The 14,309-nt window shown below is 68.0% G+C and carries 14 protein-coding genes; 6 read left to right on the top strand and 8 right to left on the bottom strand.

Annotated elements, in window-relative coordinates; genetic code table 11:
- Positions 1 to 16: 16 nt before the first annotated feature.
- Genes MRBLMI13_RS08990 through MRBLMI13_RS09000 form a run of 3 tightly spaced genes read right to left on the bottom strand, consistent with a single transcriptional unit; the run spans position 17 to position 2,477 of the window.
- Positions 17 to 817: an ABC transporter permease subunit gene (locus tag MRBLMI13_RS08990; RefSeq protein ID WP_367821913.1), complete on the bottom strand. Its 801-nt coding sequence runs from the start codon at positions 815 to 817 to the stop codon at positions 17 to 19.
- A complete protein-coding gene (locus MRBLMI13_RS08995) occupies positions 814 to 1,824 on the bottom strand; it encodes an ABC transporter ATP-binding protein (RefSeq protein WP_367821915.1) in 1,011 nt (336 codons plus the stop codon). The genes MRBLMI13_RS08990 and MRBLMI13_RS08995 overlap by 4 nt, the downstream gene beginning before the upstream one ends.
- The gene (locus tag MRBLMI13_RS09000; protein ID WP_367821917.1) at positions 1,821 to 2,477 is read right to left on the bottom strand and encodes a TetR/AcrR family transcriptional regulator; all 657 of its coding nucleotides are present in this window, start codon (positions 2,475 to 2,477) and stop codon (positions 1,821 to 1,823) included. Before MRBLMI13_RS09000 ends, MRBLMI13_RS08995 begins: the two co-directional genes overlap by 4 nt.
- 61 nt (positions 2,478 to 2,538) lie before the next feature.
- Here MRBLMI13_RS09000 and MRBLMI13_RS09005 point away from each other — a divergent pair, with 61 nt between their 5' ends.
- The 5 genes from MRBLMI13_RS09005 (at position 2,539) to MRBLMI13_RS09025 (ending at position 9,223) form a co-directional block, all read left to right on the top strand.
- A complete protein-coding gene (locus tag MRBLMI13_RS09005) occupies positions 2,539 to 3,741 on the top strand; it encodes a class I SAM-dependent methyltransferase (protein WP_367821919.1) in 1,203 nt (400 codons plus the stop codon).
- A 469-nt stretch (positions 3,742 to 4,210) separates the two neighbouring features.
- Positions 4,211 to 5,512 carry a quaternary amine ABC transporter ATP-binding protein gene (locus MRBLMI13_RS09010; RefSeq protein WP_042541227.1) on the top strand — a complete coding sequence of 434 codons (1,302 nt, stop codon included), beginning with the start codon at positions 4,211 to 4,213 and terminating at the stop codon, positions 5,510 to 5,512.
- Entirely contained in the window at positions 5,512 to 6,534 is a 1,023-nt protein-coding gene (locus tag MRBLMI13_RS09015) for an ABC transporter permease (RefSeq protein WP_367821921.1), read from the top strand. Before MRBLMI13_RS09010 ends, MRBLMI13_RS09015 begins: the two co-directional genes overlap by 1 nt.
- 80 nt (positions 6,535 to 6,614) lie before the next feature.
- Entirely contained in the window at positions 6,615 to 7,532 is a 918-nt protein-coding gene (locus tag MRBLMI13_RS09020) for a glycine betaine ABC transporter substrate-binding protein (RefSeq protein WP_367821923.1), read from the top strand.
- 215 nt (positions 7,533 to 7,747) lie between these two features.
- Complete coding sequence (locus tag MRBLMI13_RS09025) at positions 7,748 to 9,223, top strand: lipase maturation factor family protein (protein ID WP_367821925.1); 1,476 nt, start codon at positions 7,748 to 7,750, stop codon at positions 9,221 to 9,223.
- Between the two features lie 308 nt (positions 9,224 to 9,531).
- On the opposite strand, the gene MRBLMI13_RS09030 is transcribed toward MRBLMI13_RS09025, so the two are convergent.
- Genes MRBLMI13_RS09030 through MRBLMI13_RS09045 form a run of 4 tightly spaced genes read right to left on the bottom strand, consistent with a single transcriptional unit; the run spans position 9,532 to position 11,834 of the window.
- Positions 9,532 to 10,299, bottom strand: coding sequence for an ABC transporter permease (locus tag MRBLMI13_RS09030; RefSeq protein WP_309692818.1), 768 nt, complete (start codon positions 10,297 to 10,299; stop codon positions 9,532 to 9,534).
- Positions 10,296 to 11,081, bottom strand: coding sequence for an ABC transporter ATP-binding protein (locus MRBLMI13_RS09035; RefSeq protein WP_367821928.1), 786 nt, complete (start codon positions 11,079 to 11,081; stop codon positions 10,296 to 10,298). Before MRBLMI13_RS09035 ends, MRBLMI13_RS09030 begins: the two co-directional genes overlap by 4 nt.
- Positions 11,078 to 11,449, bottom strand: coding sequence for a DUF1048 domain-containing protein (locus tag MRBLMI13_RS09040; protein ID WP_367821930.1), 372 nt, complete (start codon positions 11,447 to 11,449; stop codon positions 11,078 to 11,080). Before MRBLMI13_RS09040 ends, MRBLMI13_RS09035 begins: the two co-directional genes overlap by 4 nt.
- Before the next feature lies 1 nt (position 11,450).
- A complete protein-coding gene (locus tag MRBLMI13_RS09045; RefSeq protein WP_367821932.1) occupies positions 11,451 to 11,834 on the bottom strand; it encodes a PadR family transcriptional regulator in 384 nt (127 codons plus the stop codon).
- Between the two features lie 180 nt (positions 11,835 to 12,014).
- On the opposite strand from MRBLMI13_RS09045, the gene MRBLMI13_RS09050 reads away from it, so the two are divergent.
- On the top strand, positions 12,015 to 12,971 hold the full coding sequence (locus MRBLMI13_RS09050) for an FUSC family protein (protein WP_367821934.1): 957 nt from the start codon (positions 12,015 to 12,017) through the stop codon (positions 12,969 to 12,971).
- On the opposite strand, the gene MRBLMI13_RS09055 is transcribed toward MRBLMI13_RS09050, so the two are convergent.
- Entirely contained in the window at positions 12,968 to 14,296 is a 1,329-nt protein-coding gene (locus MRBLMI13_RS09055) for a threonine/serine ThrE exporter family protein (RefSeq protein WP_367821936.1), read from the bottom strand. The genes MRBLMI13_RS09050 and MRBLMI13_RS09055 overlap by 4 nt on opposite strands.
- Between the last annotated feature and the right edge of the window lie 13 nt (positions 14,297 to 14,309).

The raw sequence follows: 14,309 nt of genomic DNA on the forward strand, positions 1-14,309 counted from the left end.
GTAGACGCGAACGGGGTCAGCCGCGGAGGTCGCGAGCGCGCAACGCGAAGATCGAGGCGACGACGAATGCGAGCGCCAACCCCCAGGTCAGAGCCAGCCCGCCGAGGTCGACGCCCTCGGAGAGCGGCGGTCGCTGGTAGACCCACGCGTAGGGGGAGAGGGCGTTCAGCCACTCGAGGTCCTTCGACTGCTTCGCCAGCGCCTGCAGGATGTAGCCCAGCACGGCGATGCCCGCGCCGACCCCGGTCGCCCAGATGCGGCGACCGGTCGCGGCGCCGGCGAGCAGGGCGGCGGATGCCGTGAGGAACGCGAGACCCGTGAGCGCAGCGCTCGCTCCCACGATGTTGCGGTCGTCGATGCCGAGTTCGGAGGGGCCGTTCAGCGCCCCGACGACGAGGCCCGCGAAGGCGCCGAGCCACAGCAGCCTGACGAGCACGGCCAGAGCGGACTCGAGTGCATACTGACCGCGGCCGATGCCGTGCGCGAGATCGAGCTCTGCTCGTCCGCTCTCTTCGGCGCCGGCGATGGCCGCGGATCCCCAGATCACCGCCGCGATCGTCAGCAGCAGAAAGCCGATCAGGTCGAAGAACGTGCTCTGCGCGTATCCGGCACCCGTCGAGATCTGGTCATATCCGAGCGTGTCGACGAGCTCCTTCGGCAGCGACGAGATCATCGCCTCGAGCTGACCGTCGCCGCCGAGACTCGAGTACAGCGGCAGATAGAGGAACAGCACGGCGGCGATGCCGATGGTCCACCCGAGGAGGCTGCGCCACGACTCGCGCAGGTTGCGCCGGAACACCGGCAGGATGCCGTTCATCGCCGGCCCTCCCTGCCGCGGCGGGCGCGTCTCGTCGGCGGCTCGTTCGTGGGGGCCGCCTCGCTCGTGGCAGCGCCGGCGTTCGCGGCAGAGGCGCCGTAGAGCCGCAGCACGGACTCCTCGAGGTCTGGTTCCTCCACGGTCAGGTCGCGCACCTCGAAGCGGGCGAGCACCTTGATGAACGGATCGATCGCGCCGTCCACGGTGCCGGAGATGCTCAGGATGCCGTCGGAGTCGTGCACCTCGACTCCGCCGAGACCGGGCACGCGATCGAAGTCGGCGCGGGCGGCCGCGGCATCCGTCGTCGAGAGCTCGGCTCGCACGCGGCGGATCGACCCCAGGCGCAGCGAGGCGACATCGCCGTCGGCGACGACCCGCCCGTTCGCGAGCACGGCGACCTCGTCTGCAGTCTGCTGGATCTCGCTGAGCACGTGCGAACTCAGCAGCACGGTCTGCCCGGCGCTCTTCGCCTCGAGGACCATCTGCAGGAACTCGCGCTGCACCAGTGGATCGAGGCCGCTGGTGGGCTCGTCGAGGATGAGCAGCTCGGGCCGGTGCATGAACGCCTGGATCAGCCCGACCTTCTGCTTGTTGCCCTTCGACAGGGTGCGCACGGGTCGCGACAGGTCGACCCCGAGTCGGTCGGCCAGCTCGCGGCCGGTGCGGAGAGTCGCGGTTGCATCGCGGGATCCGGATACCTGGGCGTAGAACGACAGCATCCGGTGTCCGCTCGATCGCCCTTCGAGGTGCAGCTCGCCCGGAACGTAGCCGATGCGCCGTCGCAGCGCGGCGCCGCCGTGGCGGGGGTCTTCACCGAGCACGCGCACCGAGCCTGATGACGGGCGGATGACGTCGACGAGTGTGCGCAGCGTCGTCGTCTTGCCGGCGCCGTTGGGGCCGACGAGTCCGAAGACGGTGCCTGGTCGCACGTGCAGGTCGAGCTCGTGCAGCGCGATGCGACTGCCGTAGCGCTTCTGCAGACGGTCGATCTCGATCGTGTCGGTCATGATGCGTCTCCTCCCGAGGTGTTCCCCTCAGCCGCGAGTGCGTCTCGCGCACCGTCGAGCAGTGCGGTCGTCGAATAGATGCCGTGGGTGAGCAGCTCCAGCGTCGGCAGCGTGGTGCGCAGGAGCCCAGCGGGACTCAGCTGGTCCATTCCGAGGGTGCGGGCGATCTGGGCGCGCATCACGACGGGTCCGAGGCCGATCAGGGTCAGCAGCAGAGTCGTCATCTCGGGGTCGCTCATCGGCTCGAGCATCCCGGCGTCGCGCTGTTCGGCGAGCACGGCGCGGGTGTTGGAGAGGAAGCTGTCGAACAGTCGATCGGAAGCAGCCGAACCGTCGACGAGCATCCTCGCGAGGTAGTCGATGTAGGGGCCGTATCGCTCGAGGTCGTTGAGGGCGGTGCGGATGCGGTCGCGGGTCGGCGCGACGATGAGGTCGTGCTCCTCGTCGATGAAGACGCCGACCACGTAGTCGTCGCACTCGCTGCGGAGGGCGTTCTTGTCGCCGAAGTGGTGCACGATCAGAGCCGGGCTGACACCGGCCTCCCTGGCGATCGCGCGCAGGCTCGCAGCGTCGTAGCCGTCGCGGGCGAAAGCGGCGATGGCGGTGTCGCGGATGCGGGCGCGAGCCGTGATGTCGTCGGAGACTGAACGCATGTACAGCAGACTAAACACGTGTTCAGTCGGTGTCAAGAGAGGGCGCTCCTAGGCTGAAGGGGTGGACTTCCCCTTCAATCGACTGCGCCGTTGGCCCGACGTCGAGGCCGACAACCTGCAGGCCCACGACGCGACCGATCTGCTGCTGGTCGAGCGGGCTCTCGCGCTCGGGGTCGCCGGGTCGGAGATCGCGGTGATCGGCGACGAATACGGCGCGATCACCCTCGCGCTGACGGATGCCGGTCTCGACGGCATCCGCGTGCACCAGGACCTCGCGACCGGTCGGCGTGCGCTGGCTCGCAACGCCGACGAGCTGGGCCTCTCGGGCTTCTCGTCGCACGAGCTCGATACCTCTCTGCTCAGCAGCGCCCGACTCGTGCTGCTGCAGCTGCCGAAGGCGCTGGCAGAGCTCGAAGAGATCGCGGATGCCGTGGCTCGCTGGGCCGCCCCGGACGTCGTGCTCGTCGCCGGCGGCCGCGTGAAGCACATGACCATCGCGCAGAACGAGGTGCTGGGGCGCAGCTTCGCGCATGTGCAGGCCGAGCGGGCGGAGCGCAAGTCACGGCTGGTCGTCGCATCCGGGCCGCGACCGGTGCGGTCAGAGCCGCCGTTCCCCGTGACAGCGCGGCACGGCGGCCTGACCCTCGTCGCGCACGGCGGTGCCTTCGCGGGGGCTCGCCTCGATATCGGCACGCGTGTGCTGCTCGAGGTGCTCGGCCTCGATGGTTCACAATTCAGCACGGATGAGCCGGCACGGACTGAAAACACCCCGGAACCGGCCGATGCGGCCGATTCATGCTGCGTTGTGAACGCCGAAGAGCCGAGCCCGTCCCCGGTCGTCGTCGACCTGGGCTGCGGAACCGGCGCGCTCGCCGTCTCGTACGCTCTCGCGCACCCCGAATCCCACGTGATCGCGACCGACAGATCGGCAGCGGCAGTGGCCTCCGCCCGCGCAACGGTCGCCGCGAACGGCGTCGCAGACCGCGTCACCGTCATGCACGACGACGCGGGCTCCGAGCTCGCGGATGCCAGCGCCGATGTCGTGCTTCTCAACCCGCCTTTCCATCTCGGCAGCAGCGTGCACACCGGGGCAGCGACCCGTCTGTTCGAGGCCGCGGCCCGCATCCTCCGGCCCGGCGGAGAGCTGTTCACGGTCTACAACTCGTCGCTCGGCTACCGCGCCGAGCTCACCCGCCTCGTCGGCGCCACCGAGCAGGTGCATCGCACTCCGAAGTTCACCGTGACGCGCAGCATCCGTCGCTGACCGCGTGCGCCTCGCGAGTCCGAAAGCGCCTCGCGAGTCCGACTTCCCGGCATCCGGACTTCGCAGGTGCACAGGGACGTCGGAAGCGCACGCCACGGCCTCGCGGCGCGCCCGCTGACCCGTGTCGCACCCCCGCCACGCCCGACCTCGCACGCGCGTCCGAAACCCGCGCAATCCCCCGGTCAGCAGACGAAACTGAACGTCGATAGAAATGGCGGATTTGCCCCTGACCGGCCATTTCGTTACGTTGGTTGGTGGGCCTGACGGCCCGAAGACCAGTCCGCGATCACGTCCTTCTTTCGAATGTGCTGTGCTGCGAAGAGGCGTGGACGTACGGTCGATGCTCTATCGCGGTGGATCCGAAATCCGCCGTCCGCGCCGCCACAGCACCATGTCGAAACGGCCGGGAGGATCACCCGGGCGTAACCGAAGCAGGCTCAGCCACCCGAAGGCGAGCCGCAGGGGAAACGTGTCCGAAATCGCTCTTGAAGCGCGCAATCTGTACAAGGTGTTCGGGAAGAATCCGAGCAGTGCCGTCCGTCGACTGAAGGCCGGTGAGAGCAGATCCGAGGTCGGCGACGCAGGAACCGCCGCCGTCATCGACGCCAGTTTCACCGTGAACCGCGGCGAGATCTTCGTGATCATGGGCCTCTCGGGTTCCGGCAAATCCACCATCATTCGCATGCTCAACGGGCTGCACGACGCGACCGACGGATCGGTCGTCGTGAACGGCGACCCCATCACCGGCATCCCGTCGTCGCGTCTGCGTGAGATCCGCCGCGACCGCATCTCGATGGTGTTCCAGCACTTCGCACTGCTGCCGCACCGCACGGTCGCCGCGAACGTCGCCTACCCCCTCGAGCTGAAGGGCGTCGGCAAGGACGAGCGCCTGAAGAAGGCCGAGGAGATCCTCACCCTGGTCGGCCTCGAGGGTCAGGCCGACAAGCTGCCGTCCGAGCTGTCGGGAGGCATGCAGCAGCGCGTGGGCATCGCCCGTGCGCTCGCGGCCGACTCCGACATCCTGCTCATGGACGAGGCGTTCAGCGCCCTCGACCCGCTGATCCGTCGCGAGATGCAGGAGCAGCTGCTCGAACTCCAGGAGAAGCTGCAGAAGACGATCGTCTTCATCACCCACGACCTCAACGAGGCCATGTTCCTCGGCGACCGCATCGCCGTGATGCGCGACGGCCGCATCGTGCAGATCGGCACGCCGGAAGACATCCTCATGGACCCCGCCAACGACTACGTCGAGCAGTTCGTGCAGGATGTCGACCGCGCTCGTGTGCTCACGGCCGCGAACGTCATGGAGCGCCCGCGCCCGGTCGTCGCCGAGACCGCCGGCCCCCGCACGGCACTGCGCCAGATGCGCGACGCGTTCATGTCGGCCACGTACGTCACGGGCCGCGACCGCAAGCTGCTCGGCATCGTCACCGACCGCGACGCCGTCAGGCTGGTTCGCCAGGGCGTGTCGACCCTCGCGTCGATCATCAAGCCGGTGCCACAGAGCGTCAGCGAAGACGAGGTCCTCATGAACCTCTTCATCCCGTCGGTGGAGTCGCCGCTGCCGCTGGCAGTGGTGGATGCCACGGGACGCCTGACCGGCGTGATTCCGCGCATCACCCTGCTCGCCGCCCTGGGCCCCGGCCCCGGAGCGACCGGCGAGCTCACCCTGCCGCTTCTTCCGATGCCGCAGGCCGAGATCGATGCAGTGCTCGATGACGGGTGGACCGCCGACCCGGCGGACGCCGTGAAGACAGAGGAGGTGCGCTGATGGATGGTTTCCGCATTCCCCTCGGCAGCTGGGTCGCGACCGGAGTCGACTGGATCAAGACGAACCTCGACGGTCTGCTCGACATCATCTCGTTCGTCGTCAGCTTCCTGGTCGACGGACTCACCCGCGCGCTCCTGAGCCCGCATTTCGTCGTCATCATCGTGATCGCCGCGTTCATCGCGTGGCTCGTCCGCTCGTGGCAGCTGGCGATCGGCACGGTCATCTCCTTCGGGCTGATCGTGGCCATGGGTCTCTGGGTGCCGGCGATGCAGACGCTCGCCCTGGTTCTCGTCGCGGCGGTGATCGCGGTGCTCATCGCGGTGCCCCTGGGCATCTGGTCTGCCCGCAACGCCACCGTGCGTGCGGTGCTGAAGCCCGTGCTCGACTTCATGCAGACCATGCCGGCTTTCGTCTACCTGATCCCGGCGATCGTGTTCTTCAGCATCGGCGTCGTCCCCGGACTCGTCGCCACCGTGATCTTCGCTCTGCCTCCCGGTGTGCGACTGACCGAGCTCGGCATCCGCGGAGTCGACTCCGAGACCGTCGAGGCCGGCCAGGCGTTCGGTGCCAAGCCGGGTCAGATCCTTCGCGGCATCCAGCTTCCGCTCGCGATGCCGACGATCCTCGCCGGCGTCAACCAGGTCATCATGCTCGCGCTGTCGATGGCGGTCATCGCCGGCATGGCCGGTGCTGACGGCCTCGGAAAGATCGTCGTCGAGGCGATCTCGACCATCAACATCGCCAAGGGCGTCGAGGCGGGACTGGGCGTGGTGCTCATCGCCGTCTTCCTCGACCGCGTCACGGCAGCGCTCGGCGACCTGGGCAGCAACCGCTCGTCGCTGCTCGGCCTGCTCGCTCGCCGTCGCACACAGAAGCGCCTCGCCGCGGCACCCGCCGAGGTGCCGGCGACAGCATCGGCCCCCGCATCGGCCGAGGCAGCCGCTGCGAAAGATGCCGAAGACGAGGCCGAGCGCATGAAGGCCTCCCCGCGCCGCGCCCCCGTCGGCGGCGGCGTGCACTGACTCATCCCTCCCGCAAGAGAACACGCAACACCGCAGTACACAGCAACACAGCACATATATACGGAACGAGAGAGATACACATGAAGAAGAAGATCCTGACGATCGCGGCCATCGGCGCCGCAGCGACCCTCACCCTCGCCGGCTGCAGCGGCGACGGCATGGGCGGAACCGGCGGCGACACCGGCGGCAGCGAGTCCGGCTCGGGCGACAAGGGCACGATCACCCTGGGCTTCCTGCCCTCGTGGACCGACGGCCTGAGCACCGCGTATCTGCTGCAGGACCAGCTCGAGAAGATCGGCTACACCGTCGAGATGAAGACGCTGACCGAGGCCGGTCCCCTGTATACGGGTCTTGCGCAGGGTGACGTCGACATCTACCCGTCGGCCTGGCCCGAGCTTACGCACGCCGAGTACATGAACACCTACGGCGATGACATCGAGGATCTCGGTGCGTACTACGAGAACGCCAAGCTGACGCTCGCGGTTCCCGAGTACTCCGACCTGAACTCGATCGAGGATCTCACCGGCAAGGGCGCAGAGCTCGACGGCAAGATCTTCGGCATCGAGCCTGGGGCCGGCCTCACGGCGCAGACCCAGAAGATGATGCCCGAGTACGGTCTTGACAGCGAGTACGAGCTCGTCACCTCGTCGACCGCGGCGATGCTCACCGAGCTGAAGTCTGCGACCGACAAGCAGGAGGACATCGTCGTGACGCTGTGGCGTCCGTTCTGGGCCAACGACGCCTTCCCCGTGAAGGACCTCGAAGACCCCAAGGGTGCCATGGGCGAGGCCGAGGCCCTGCACTTCCTCGGCACGAAGGGCTTCGCCGAGGAGTACCCCGAGGCCGCTGAGCTGATCGAGCAGATCAAGCTCGACGACGCGCAGTACGGCTCGCTCGAAGACCTCGTCGTCAACGAGTACGGCGAGGGCAAGGAAGCGGATGCCGTCGACGCATGGCTCGAAGAGCACGGCGACGACTTCGACTGGGTCGTCAGCTGATCTGACCCGCCTGTCGACCGTCGACATCCCGCCGGTCGTCGAGCGAAGACGACGGAGTCGACTGAGACGAAACGTGGCGAGCCGATAGCGCATCGGTACCGCGTTTCGTCTCGCTCGGCTTCGCCGGGCTCGCTCGACGACCGCCGGAGCGGGTGGCGGTGCCGGCTGTCCGCAACCCCCTCCTGCGCTGTGCGGTCGGGGCGTAGCCTGTGGCCGTGGACGGGTTCGCGGCGGTCGACTTCGGTTTCGCCCGTGAAGTCCTTCAGCGGGGCATCGCGGCGCTGTACCTCGTCGCGTTCGTCTCGACTCTGAACCAGTTCCGGGCGCTCCTCGGCGACAACGGACTGCTGCCTGCGCCGGTGCTGCTCGACTGGATCGGCGAGAAGCGAGAGCGGCGGCGGATGCTGCATCCGACCCTCTTCGTCCGCATCCGGTACTCCGATCGACGACTCGCACTGCTGTGCGGGGCAGGGGTCGTCGTGTCGGCGCTGCTCGTCATCGGCGTTCCGCAGTGGGGTCCGCCGTGGGTGCCGATGCTGTGCTTCCTCGGGCTGTGGCTCGGATACATGTCGGTGGTCAGCATCGGGCAGACCTTCTACTCGTTCGGCTGGGAGATGCTGCTGCTCGAGGCGGGGTTCCTGGCCGCGTTCCTCGGGTCGAACGACCAGCCGGCGCCGACCGTCGTGATGGTGCTGTTCTGGTGGCTGCTGTTCCGGGTCGAGTTCGGCGCCGGCATGATCAAGATCCGCGGTGGGCAGGAGTGGCGAGACCTCACCGCGCTGACCTATCACCACGAGACGCAGCCGATGCCGGGGCCGCTCAGCCGTCAGGCGCACCTGCTGCCCCGGTGGTTCCATCGCGGTGAGGTCGTCGGCAACCACTTCGCGCAGCTCGTGGTGCCCTTCTTCGTGTTCGCGCCGCTGCTGTCGGTGTGGGTTCCCGGGCCGGTGCCGCAGATCGTCGGGGCCGTGGCCGCCGTGACCGTGATCGCGACGCAGGTGTGGCTCGTCGCGACGGGCAACTTCGCCTGGCTGAACTGGGTGACGATCGTGATCGCGTTCTCGGCGATCGGGATGCCGGGGGTGGGTGCTCCGGTCGCCGAGCGATCGGACTCGGACGAGTCGCTGTGGCCCGGCATCCCCCTGTACTGGTTCGTGATCACCACGGCCGCCGGGGTCCTCGTCGTGGCCCTGAGCTGGCCGGCCCTGCGCAACCTGTTCGCGCGTCGCCAGCTGATGAACGCGAGCTTCAACAGGTGGCAGATCGGCAACGCCTACGGCGCCTTCGGCACCGTGACAAAGGAGCGCATCGAGATCGTCGTCGAGGGGTCGGTCGATGACGATGGACTGCTGTGGCGCGAATACGAGTTCAAAGGCAAGCCGGGCGACGTGCGTCGCATCCCTCGGCAGTTCGCGCCGTACCACCTGCGGCTCGACTGGTTGATGTGGTTCCTGCCGCTCGGGCGCTCACTCGACGACTGGTTCACGGTGTTCCTGCTGCGACTCCTCGAAGCGGATGCTCCGACCCTCGCGCTGCTGCGCTCCGACCCGTTCGACGGCGAGCAGCCTCGGTGGGTGCGAGCGGTGTCGTATCGCTACCGCTTCGCCACCCGAGCCGAACGGCGCGCCGACGGTGTGGTCTGGGTGCGCACGCGCCAGCGGATCGTGCTCGGCCCCCTCGGGTTGCGGTAGGGCGGGTGGCAGCCTCTCCTCTGTTCGGCATCCGTGCCTGCCCTCGCCCCTCCCTCGCCCCTCCCTCACCCTCACCCTCACCCTCACCCCTCCCCCGCCTCCACCTCCCCCTCGCCCTCACCTCTTCGGGAGGAGGACTGCTCTTCGGGAGGAGGTTTCGCGCTGATCCGTCCTCCCGAAGGGCAGATCTCCTCCCCGAAGGGCGTCACATGGCCACGGCGAGCGCCACGAACTCCGACGCCGAGCGCGGCGAAACGCCCCGGCCGGGCGCGGGGCCCGGACGGAGCGTTCCGTCTCACTGCAGACGTTCAACTGACCTTCTTGCGGTACGCGATGATCGCGAACACGTAGGCGACGATCAGGATGCCGACGCACCAGGCGAGGGCGACCCAGATGTCGGTGCCGACCGGCTTCTCGGCGAACAGCGCCTGGATGGTGTCGACGATCGAGGTGACCGGCTGATTCTCGGCGAACCACTGCACCGGACCGGGCATGGTCTCGGTCGGCACGAACGCAGAGCTGATGAACGGCAGGAAGATCAGCGGATACGAGAAGGCGCTCGCCCCGTCGACCGTCTTGGCGCTCAGGCCGGCGATGATGGCCAGCCAGGTGAGGGCGAGGGTGAAGAGGAACAGGATGCCGATGACGGCGAGCCACGCGAGCGGACCGGCTCCGGTGCGGAACCCCATCAGGAATCCGACGCCGAAGATGATCGCCAGCGTGATGCCGTTGGCGGTGAGCGAGGTGAGGACGTGCGCCCAGAGCACGCTCGATCGCGCGATCGGCATGGAGTGGAACCGCTCGAAGATGCCGCTCTGCAGATCGTTGAAGAGCCGGAAGGCCGTGTAGGCGATGCCGGACGCGATGGCGATGAGCAGGATGCCGGGGAGCAGGTAGTTCACGTAGTTCTCGGCGCCGGTGCTCTCGCGGAGCGCGCCTCCGAAGACGTACACGAACAGCAGCATCAGCGCGATCGGCGTGACCGCCGTGGTGATGATGGTGTCTGGACTGCGGAAGATGTGCCGCATCGAGCGGCCGGTGAGCGTCGCGGTGTCTGCGACGAAGTGCGTGCTCATGCTGCGTTCTCCTTTCCGGTTGCGGAGCCCGACTTCGGGCCGACGAGGGTGAGGAAGATCTCCTCGAGGGTGGGCTGCTTCTCGACGTACTCGACCGTGGCCGCCGGCAGCAGGCGCTTCAGGTCTGCCAGGGTGCCGTTGGCGATGATCCGACCCTCGTGGAGGATCGCGATGCGGTCGGCCAGATGCTCGGCCTCGTCGAGGTACTGAGTCGTGAGCAGCACCGTGGTGCCGGTGTTCGCGAGCTCTGTGATGACGTCCCACACCTCGATGCGGGACTCGGGGTCGAGCCCGGTCGTCGGCTCATCGAGGTAGATGACCTCGGGGTGGCCGACCAGGCTCATGGCGATGTCGAGGCGACGGCGCATGCCGCCCGAGTAGGTGCCGACCTTGCGAGCTCCGGCATCCGTCAGGCGGAACGTCGTGAGCAGATCGTCTGCCACCTTCGCGGCGTCGGGCAGGTGCCGCAGCTTCGCGACGAGCATGAGATTCTCGCGTCCGGTCAGGATCTCGTCGACCGCGGCGAACTGACCGGTGAGGCTGATCTTCTGCCGCACCGCGAGCGGGTCGGCGGCGACGTCGACTCCCTGAACGACGGCCGTGCCGGCATCCGACTTCAGCAGCGTCGAGAGGATGCGCACCACGGTCGTCTTGCCTGCGCCGTTCGAGCCGAGCAGGGCGAAGATCGATCCCTTCTCGACCTCGAAGTCGACGCCGCGCAGCACGTGGAGGTCCTTGTAGGACTTCTCGAGGCCGCGAATGGCGATGGCGGGGCTGGTCATGATCGTGTCTCCTTCTTCTTCGCGTCATCGACCGCCTTGGTCAGGCGGGCGCGTTCCTTGTCGACCCACTGGGTTCCGCCGTACGCCTCGGCGTAGGTCTCGGCGAAGGCGACGGGGTCGTCTCCGACGATGTCGTCGATCGGGGTGCCGTCGATGGCGGCGCGCTCCCACAGGTCGGCGAGGTCGAGGAAGATCTGCACGAGGATGTCGCCGTCGGTGATGCCGCCGTAGTACATCGTGTAGCGGTGCTGGGCGTTGGCGACCGTGCGGTAGGGCTCGGGGAGGGCGTCGATGCGCTTCTTCGCATCGCGGTACTGCTTCTTCTGCTCGAGCGATCCGGTGAGCGCTTCGATCCATTTCGCGGCCATGTCAGTTCTCCTTGTTGGTCGTGTCGGTGTTCGTGTCGGTGTGTGTGTCTTCGGTGTTCGCAACTGCGGTGCGCAGGCTGTCGATGCGCTGTGTGAGGAAGCTCCAGGTCTTCCAGAACTCCTCGAGTTCCTGCGTGCCCGCCGTGTTGAGGGAGTACACCTTGCGGGGCGGCCCCTTCTCGCTCGGCACCTTCTCGACGTCGACGAGCTTCTTCTGCTCGACGCGCACGAGCAGGGCGTAGATCGTGCCCTCGGCGATGTCTGTGAATCCGTGGTCACGCACGCGGGTGGTGATCTCGTATCCGTATGCCGGCTGCTCGGCGAGGAGGGCCAGAACGATGCCCTCCAAGGTGCCCTTGAGCATCTCGGTCATCTGCTTGCCCATGAAGGCCTCCTCTCGTTGGTCGGTACTCAGTGTTGCTGGGTACCAGTACAAAGTAACACTGAGTACCGGTACTTAGCAACACCGAATACTGATCTTTCTCGTGTGGGTCCCGGTGGTCGCGTGCGCATCACGCCGCGCGTGGTTCTGTACTTCCGGGGCGGGAGACTCCAGAGTGAGCACATGGCGGCACTGGCCTGGTCGTGGAGGAACGCCCTGCATGGGGCGGTGATCGGTCTGCCAGCGGGCATCGCGACGCTAAGCGACCCGCAGACCGGGCTGGCGCTCGCGGTCGGCGCGCTCCCCGCGGCGGGGCTCGGGGTGTCGAGCACTCGCAGGCAGCGGGCGATGAGTCTCGTCGTCGGCGGCATCGCGGCGATCTCGGTTCTGCTCGGGTCGGCGGTGACGCGCACCCCCGCGCTGGCGGTGCTCGTGGTGTTCGCGCTGTGCGTGGTCGTCGCCGTGCTGGCCGCCGATCGTTCACGGCACCTCGCGACACCGGTGCTCGTGCTCGGGGTGCCGCTGCTCGGCGTCGGGCTCTCGTTCTCGTCGGTTGCGACCGGGCTCGCCGGTGCGGGGCTCATCCTCGCGGGGTCGCTGTACGCGTTCCTCGTGTCGCTGGTCTGGCCTGACTCGTCATCCGGCCCGCGCCCCTCGCCACCCCCGACGACGCGCTCGGCCATGCTCGTCTACGGCATCCAGATCGGTCTCGCGGGGGCGATCGGCGCCGCGATCGGCTTCGCGCTGGGCGTCGACCACCCCGGATGGGCGTGCACCGCGGCGCTCATAGTGAGTCGGCCGAATCACGCGATGCTGATCACACGCGGATGGGGCAGGCCCGTGGCGGTCGTCGTCGGAGCTCTGCTCGCGATCGCCGTCGCGGCCCTGCATCCGCTCCCCGCGGTCTCGGCGATACTCCTCGTCGTGATCCTGACACTCGGCACCGGCACGGCAGGCAGTCGGTGGTACGTCTTCCCGCTGTTCTCGACATTCATCGTGCTGTCGTTGCTGCTGCTCGAAGACAGCGGCACACCGGCCCACTGGTTCGTGGAACGCGTCGGAATGACACTCGTCGGCGTGGCACTCGCGCTCGCCGCGGCGGCGATCGTGCCGCGGGTTGCCCGGCGGGTGCGTCGCTAGGGAGAGTTGGCCCTTCTCCGTCGCCACGGCAGGAGTCGCTCCCACAGGCGCGGCTGCACGGCATCCGTCACCGCCGTCGGCACCGCGACCGCGAACTGCACGATCTCCTCCGCGCCATGGTGCACGACGCGGTAGAGCGCGGTGCCGATCAGAACGCCGAGCGCGATCGACATGACCGAGACGAGCGCCTCCATGAAGTCGGCGAGTCCGCCGTCGGTGGCGACGGCCTCGGTGAGCCCGACCAGCCCCGCAGCCCCCGGAACCAGCAGCCAGAACGCCGGCAGGAAGGTGATCTGCACCGGTGTGCCGTGCCGCAGTGAACCGATCCAGAACACCACGACAGCCATCGCGACGGCGCCGACGAAGCCGCCCACGAGGGGGCCCAGCAACGCCGCCCCCACCCACTGTCCGGCATAGGCGACGATGAGCGCGAGCAGCACCCAGCCGAACGTCGAGGCGGGCGCGGAGAAATGCAGGTAGTTGCCGAGCGCGAAGACCAGGATGCCGATCAACGCGACCCACCACGGCAGCGAGGACGCCACTTCCAGCGGCTCGTATGTGCGGGACTCGACACCCACGACGGTGCCGGCCGCGAGGATGCCGAAGGCGAGCAGCGCCAGCTGCACGAAGCCGTAGACCAGGCGGGAGGCGCCGGAGATCATCTGCCCCGACGCGAGCTCCACGGTCGCCGTGGTGAGCACGCCCCCGGGAAGGAACGTGACCAACGGTGCGATGAGCAGACGGATCGGATCGCCGATCTCGATGATCTCGGCGAGCAGGAACACCGCGGCCGCGCAGACGAACGCCGCCGCGATCGGCATGATCAGCTGCAGAGTGGGAGAGCGCACGAGCTTGAGCAGACCGATGCCCGCCCCCAGGGCGAACGCGACGATCGCTCCCTGCCAGGTCGGAGCGAGCAGCAGGGCGAGGCCGGTCGTGAGAACGGCGTGCCCGAACGTGCGGGTGACCCAACCAAGGCGAGGTCGCATGGCTCCGATCTCGTTCAGGCGGCGGATGCCGTCGAGGGGCGACACCGACGCCGTGCGCGCCTGCGCTAAGAGCTCGTACAGAGCGGCGATCTGGTCGAACCGGAACGACGCGTTGGTCGCCGAGCGGATCGCGACGCGAGAATCCTCGTCGTCACCCGTCTCGACGATGATGATCGTCGGGAGCACGACGAAGTCCGTGTCGTCGGCGCCGTAGGCCTCTGCGACCGTCGTCACCGTGTCGCGGATGCGGTCGACCGACTCGGCTGACGCGTTCATGCCCTGCGCGAGTCCCAGAAGGAACTGGCGCAGGGCCGAGCGATCGAGGTCCACCGGCATCTCAGGGGACCCT

The organism is Microbacterium sp. LMI13-1-1.1 (assembly GCF_040815625.1).
Classification (GTDB): domain Bacteria; phylum Actinomycetota; class Actinomycetes; order Actinomycetales; family Microbacteriaceae; genus Microbacterium; species Microbacterium forte.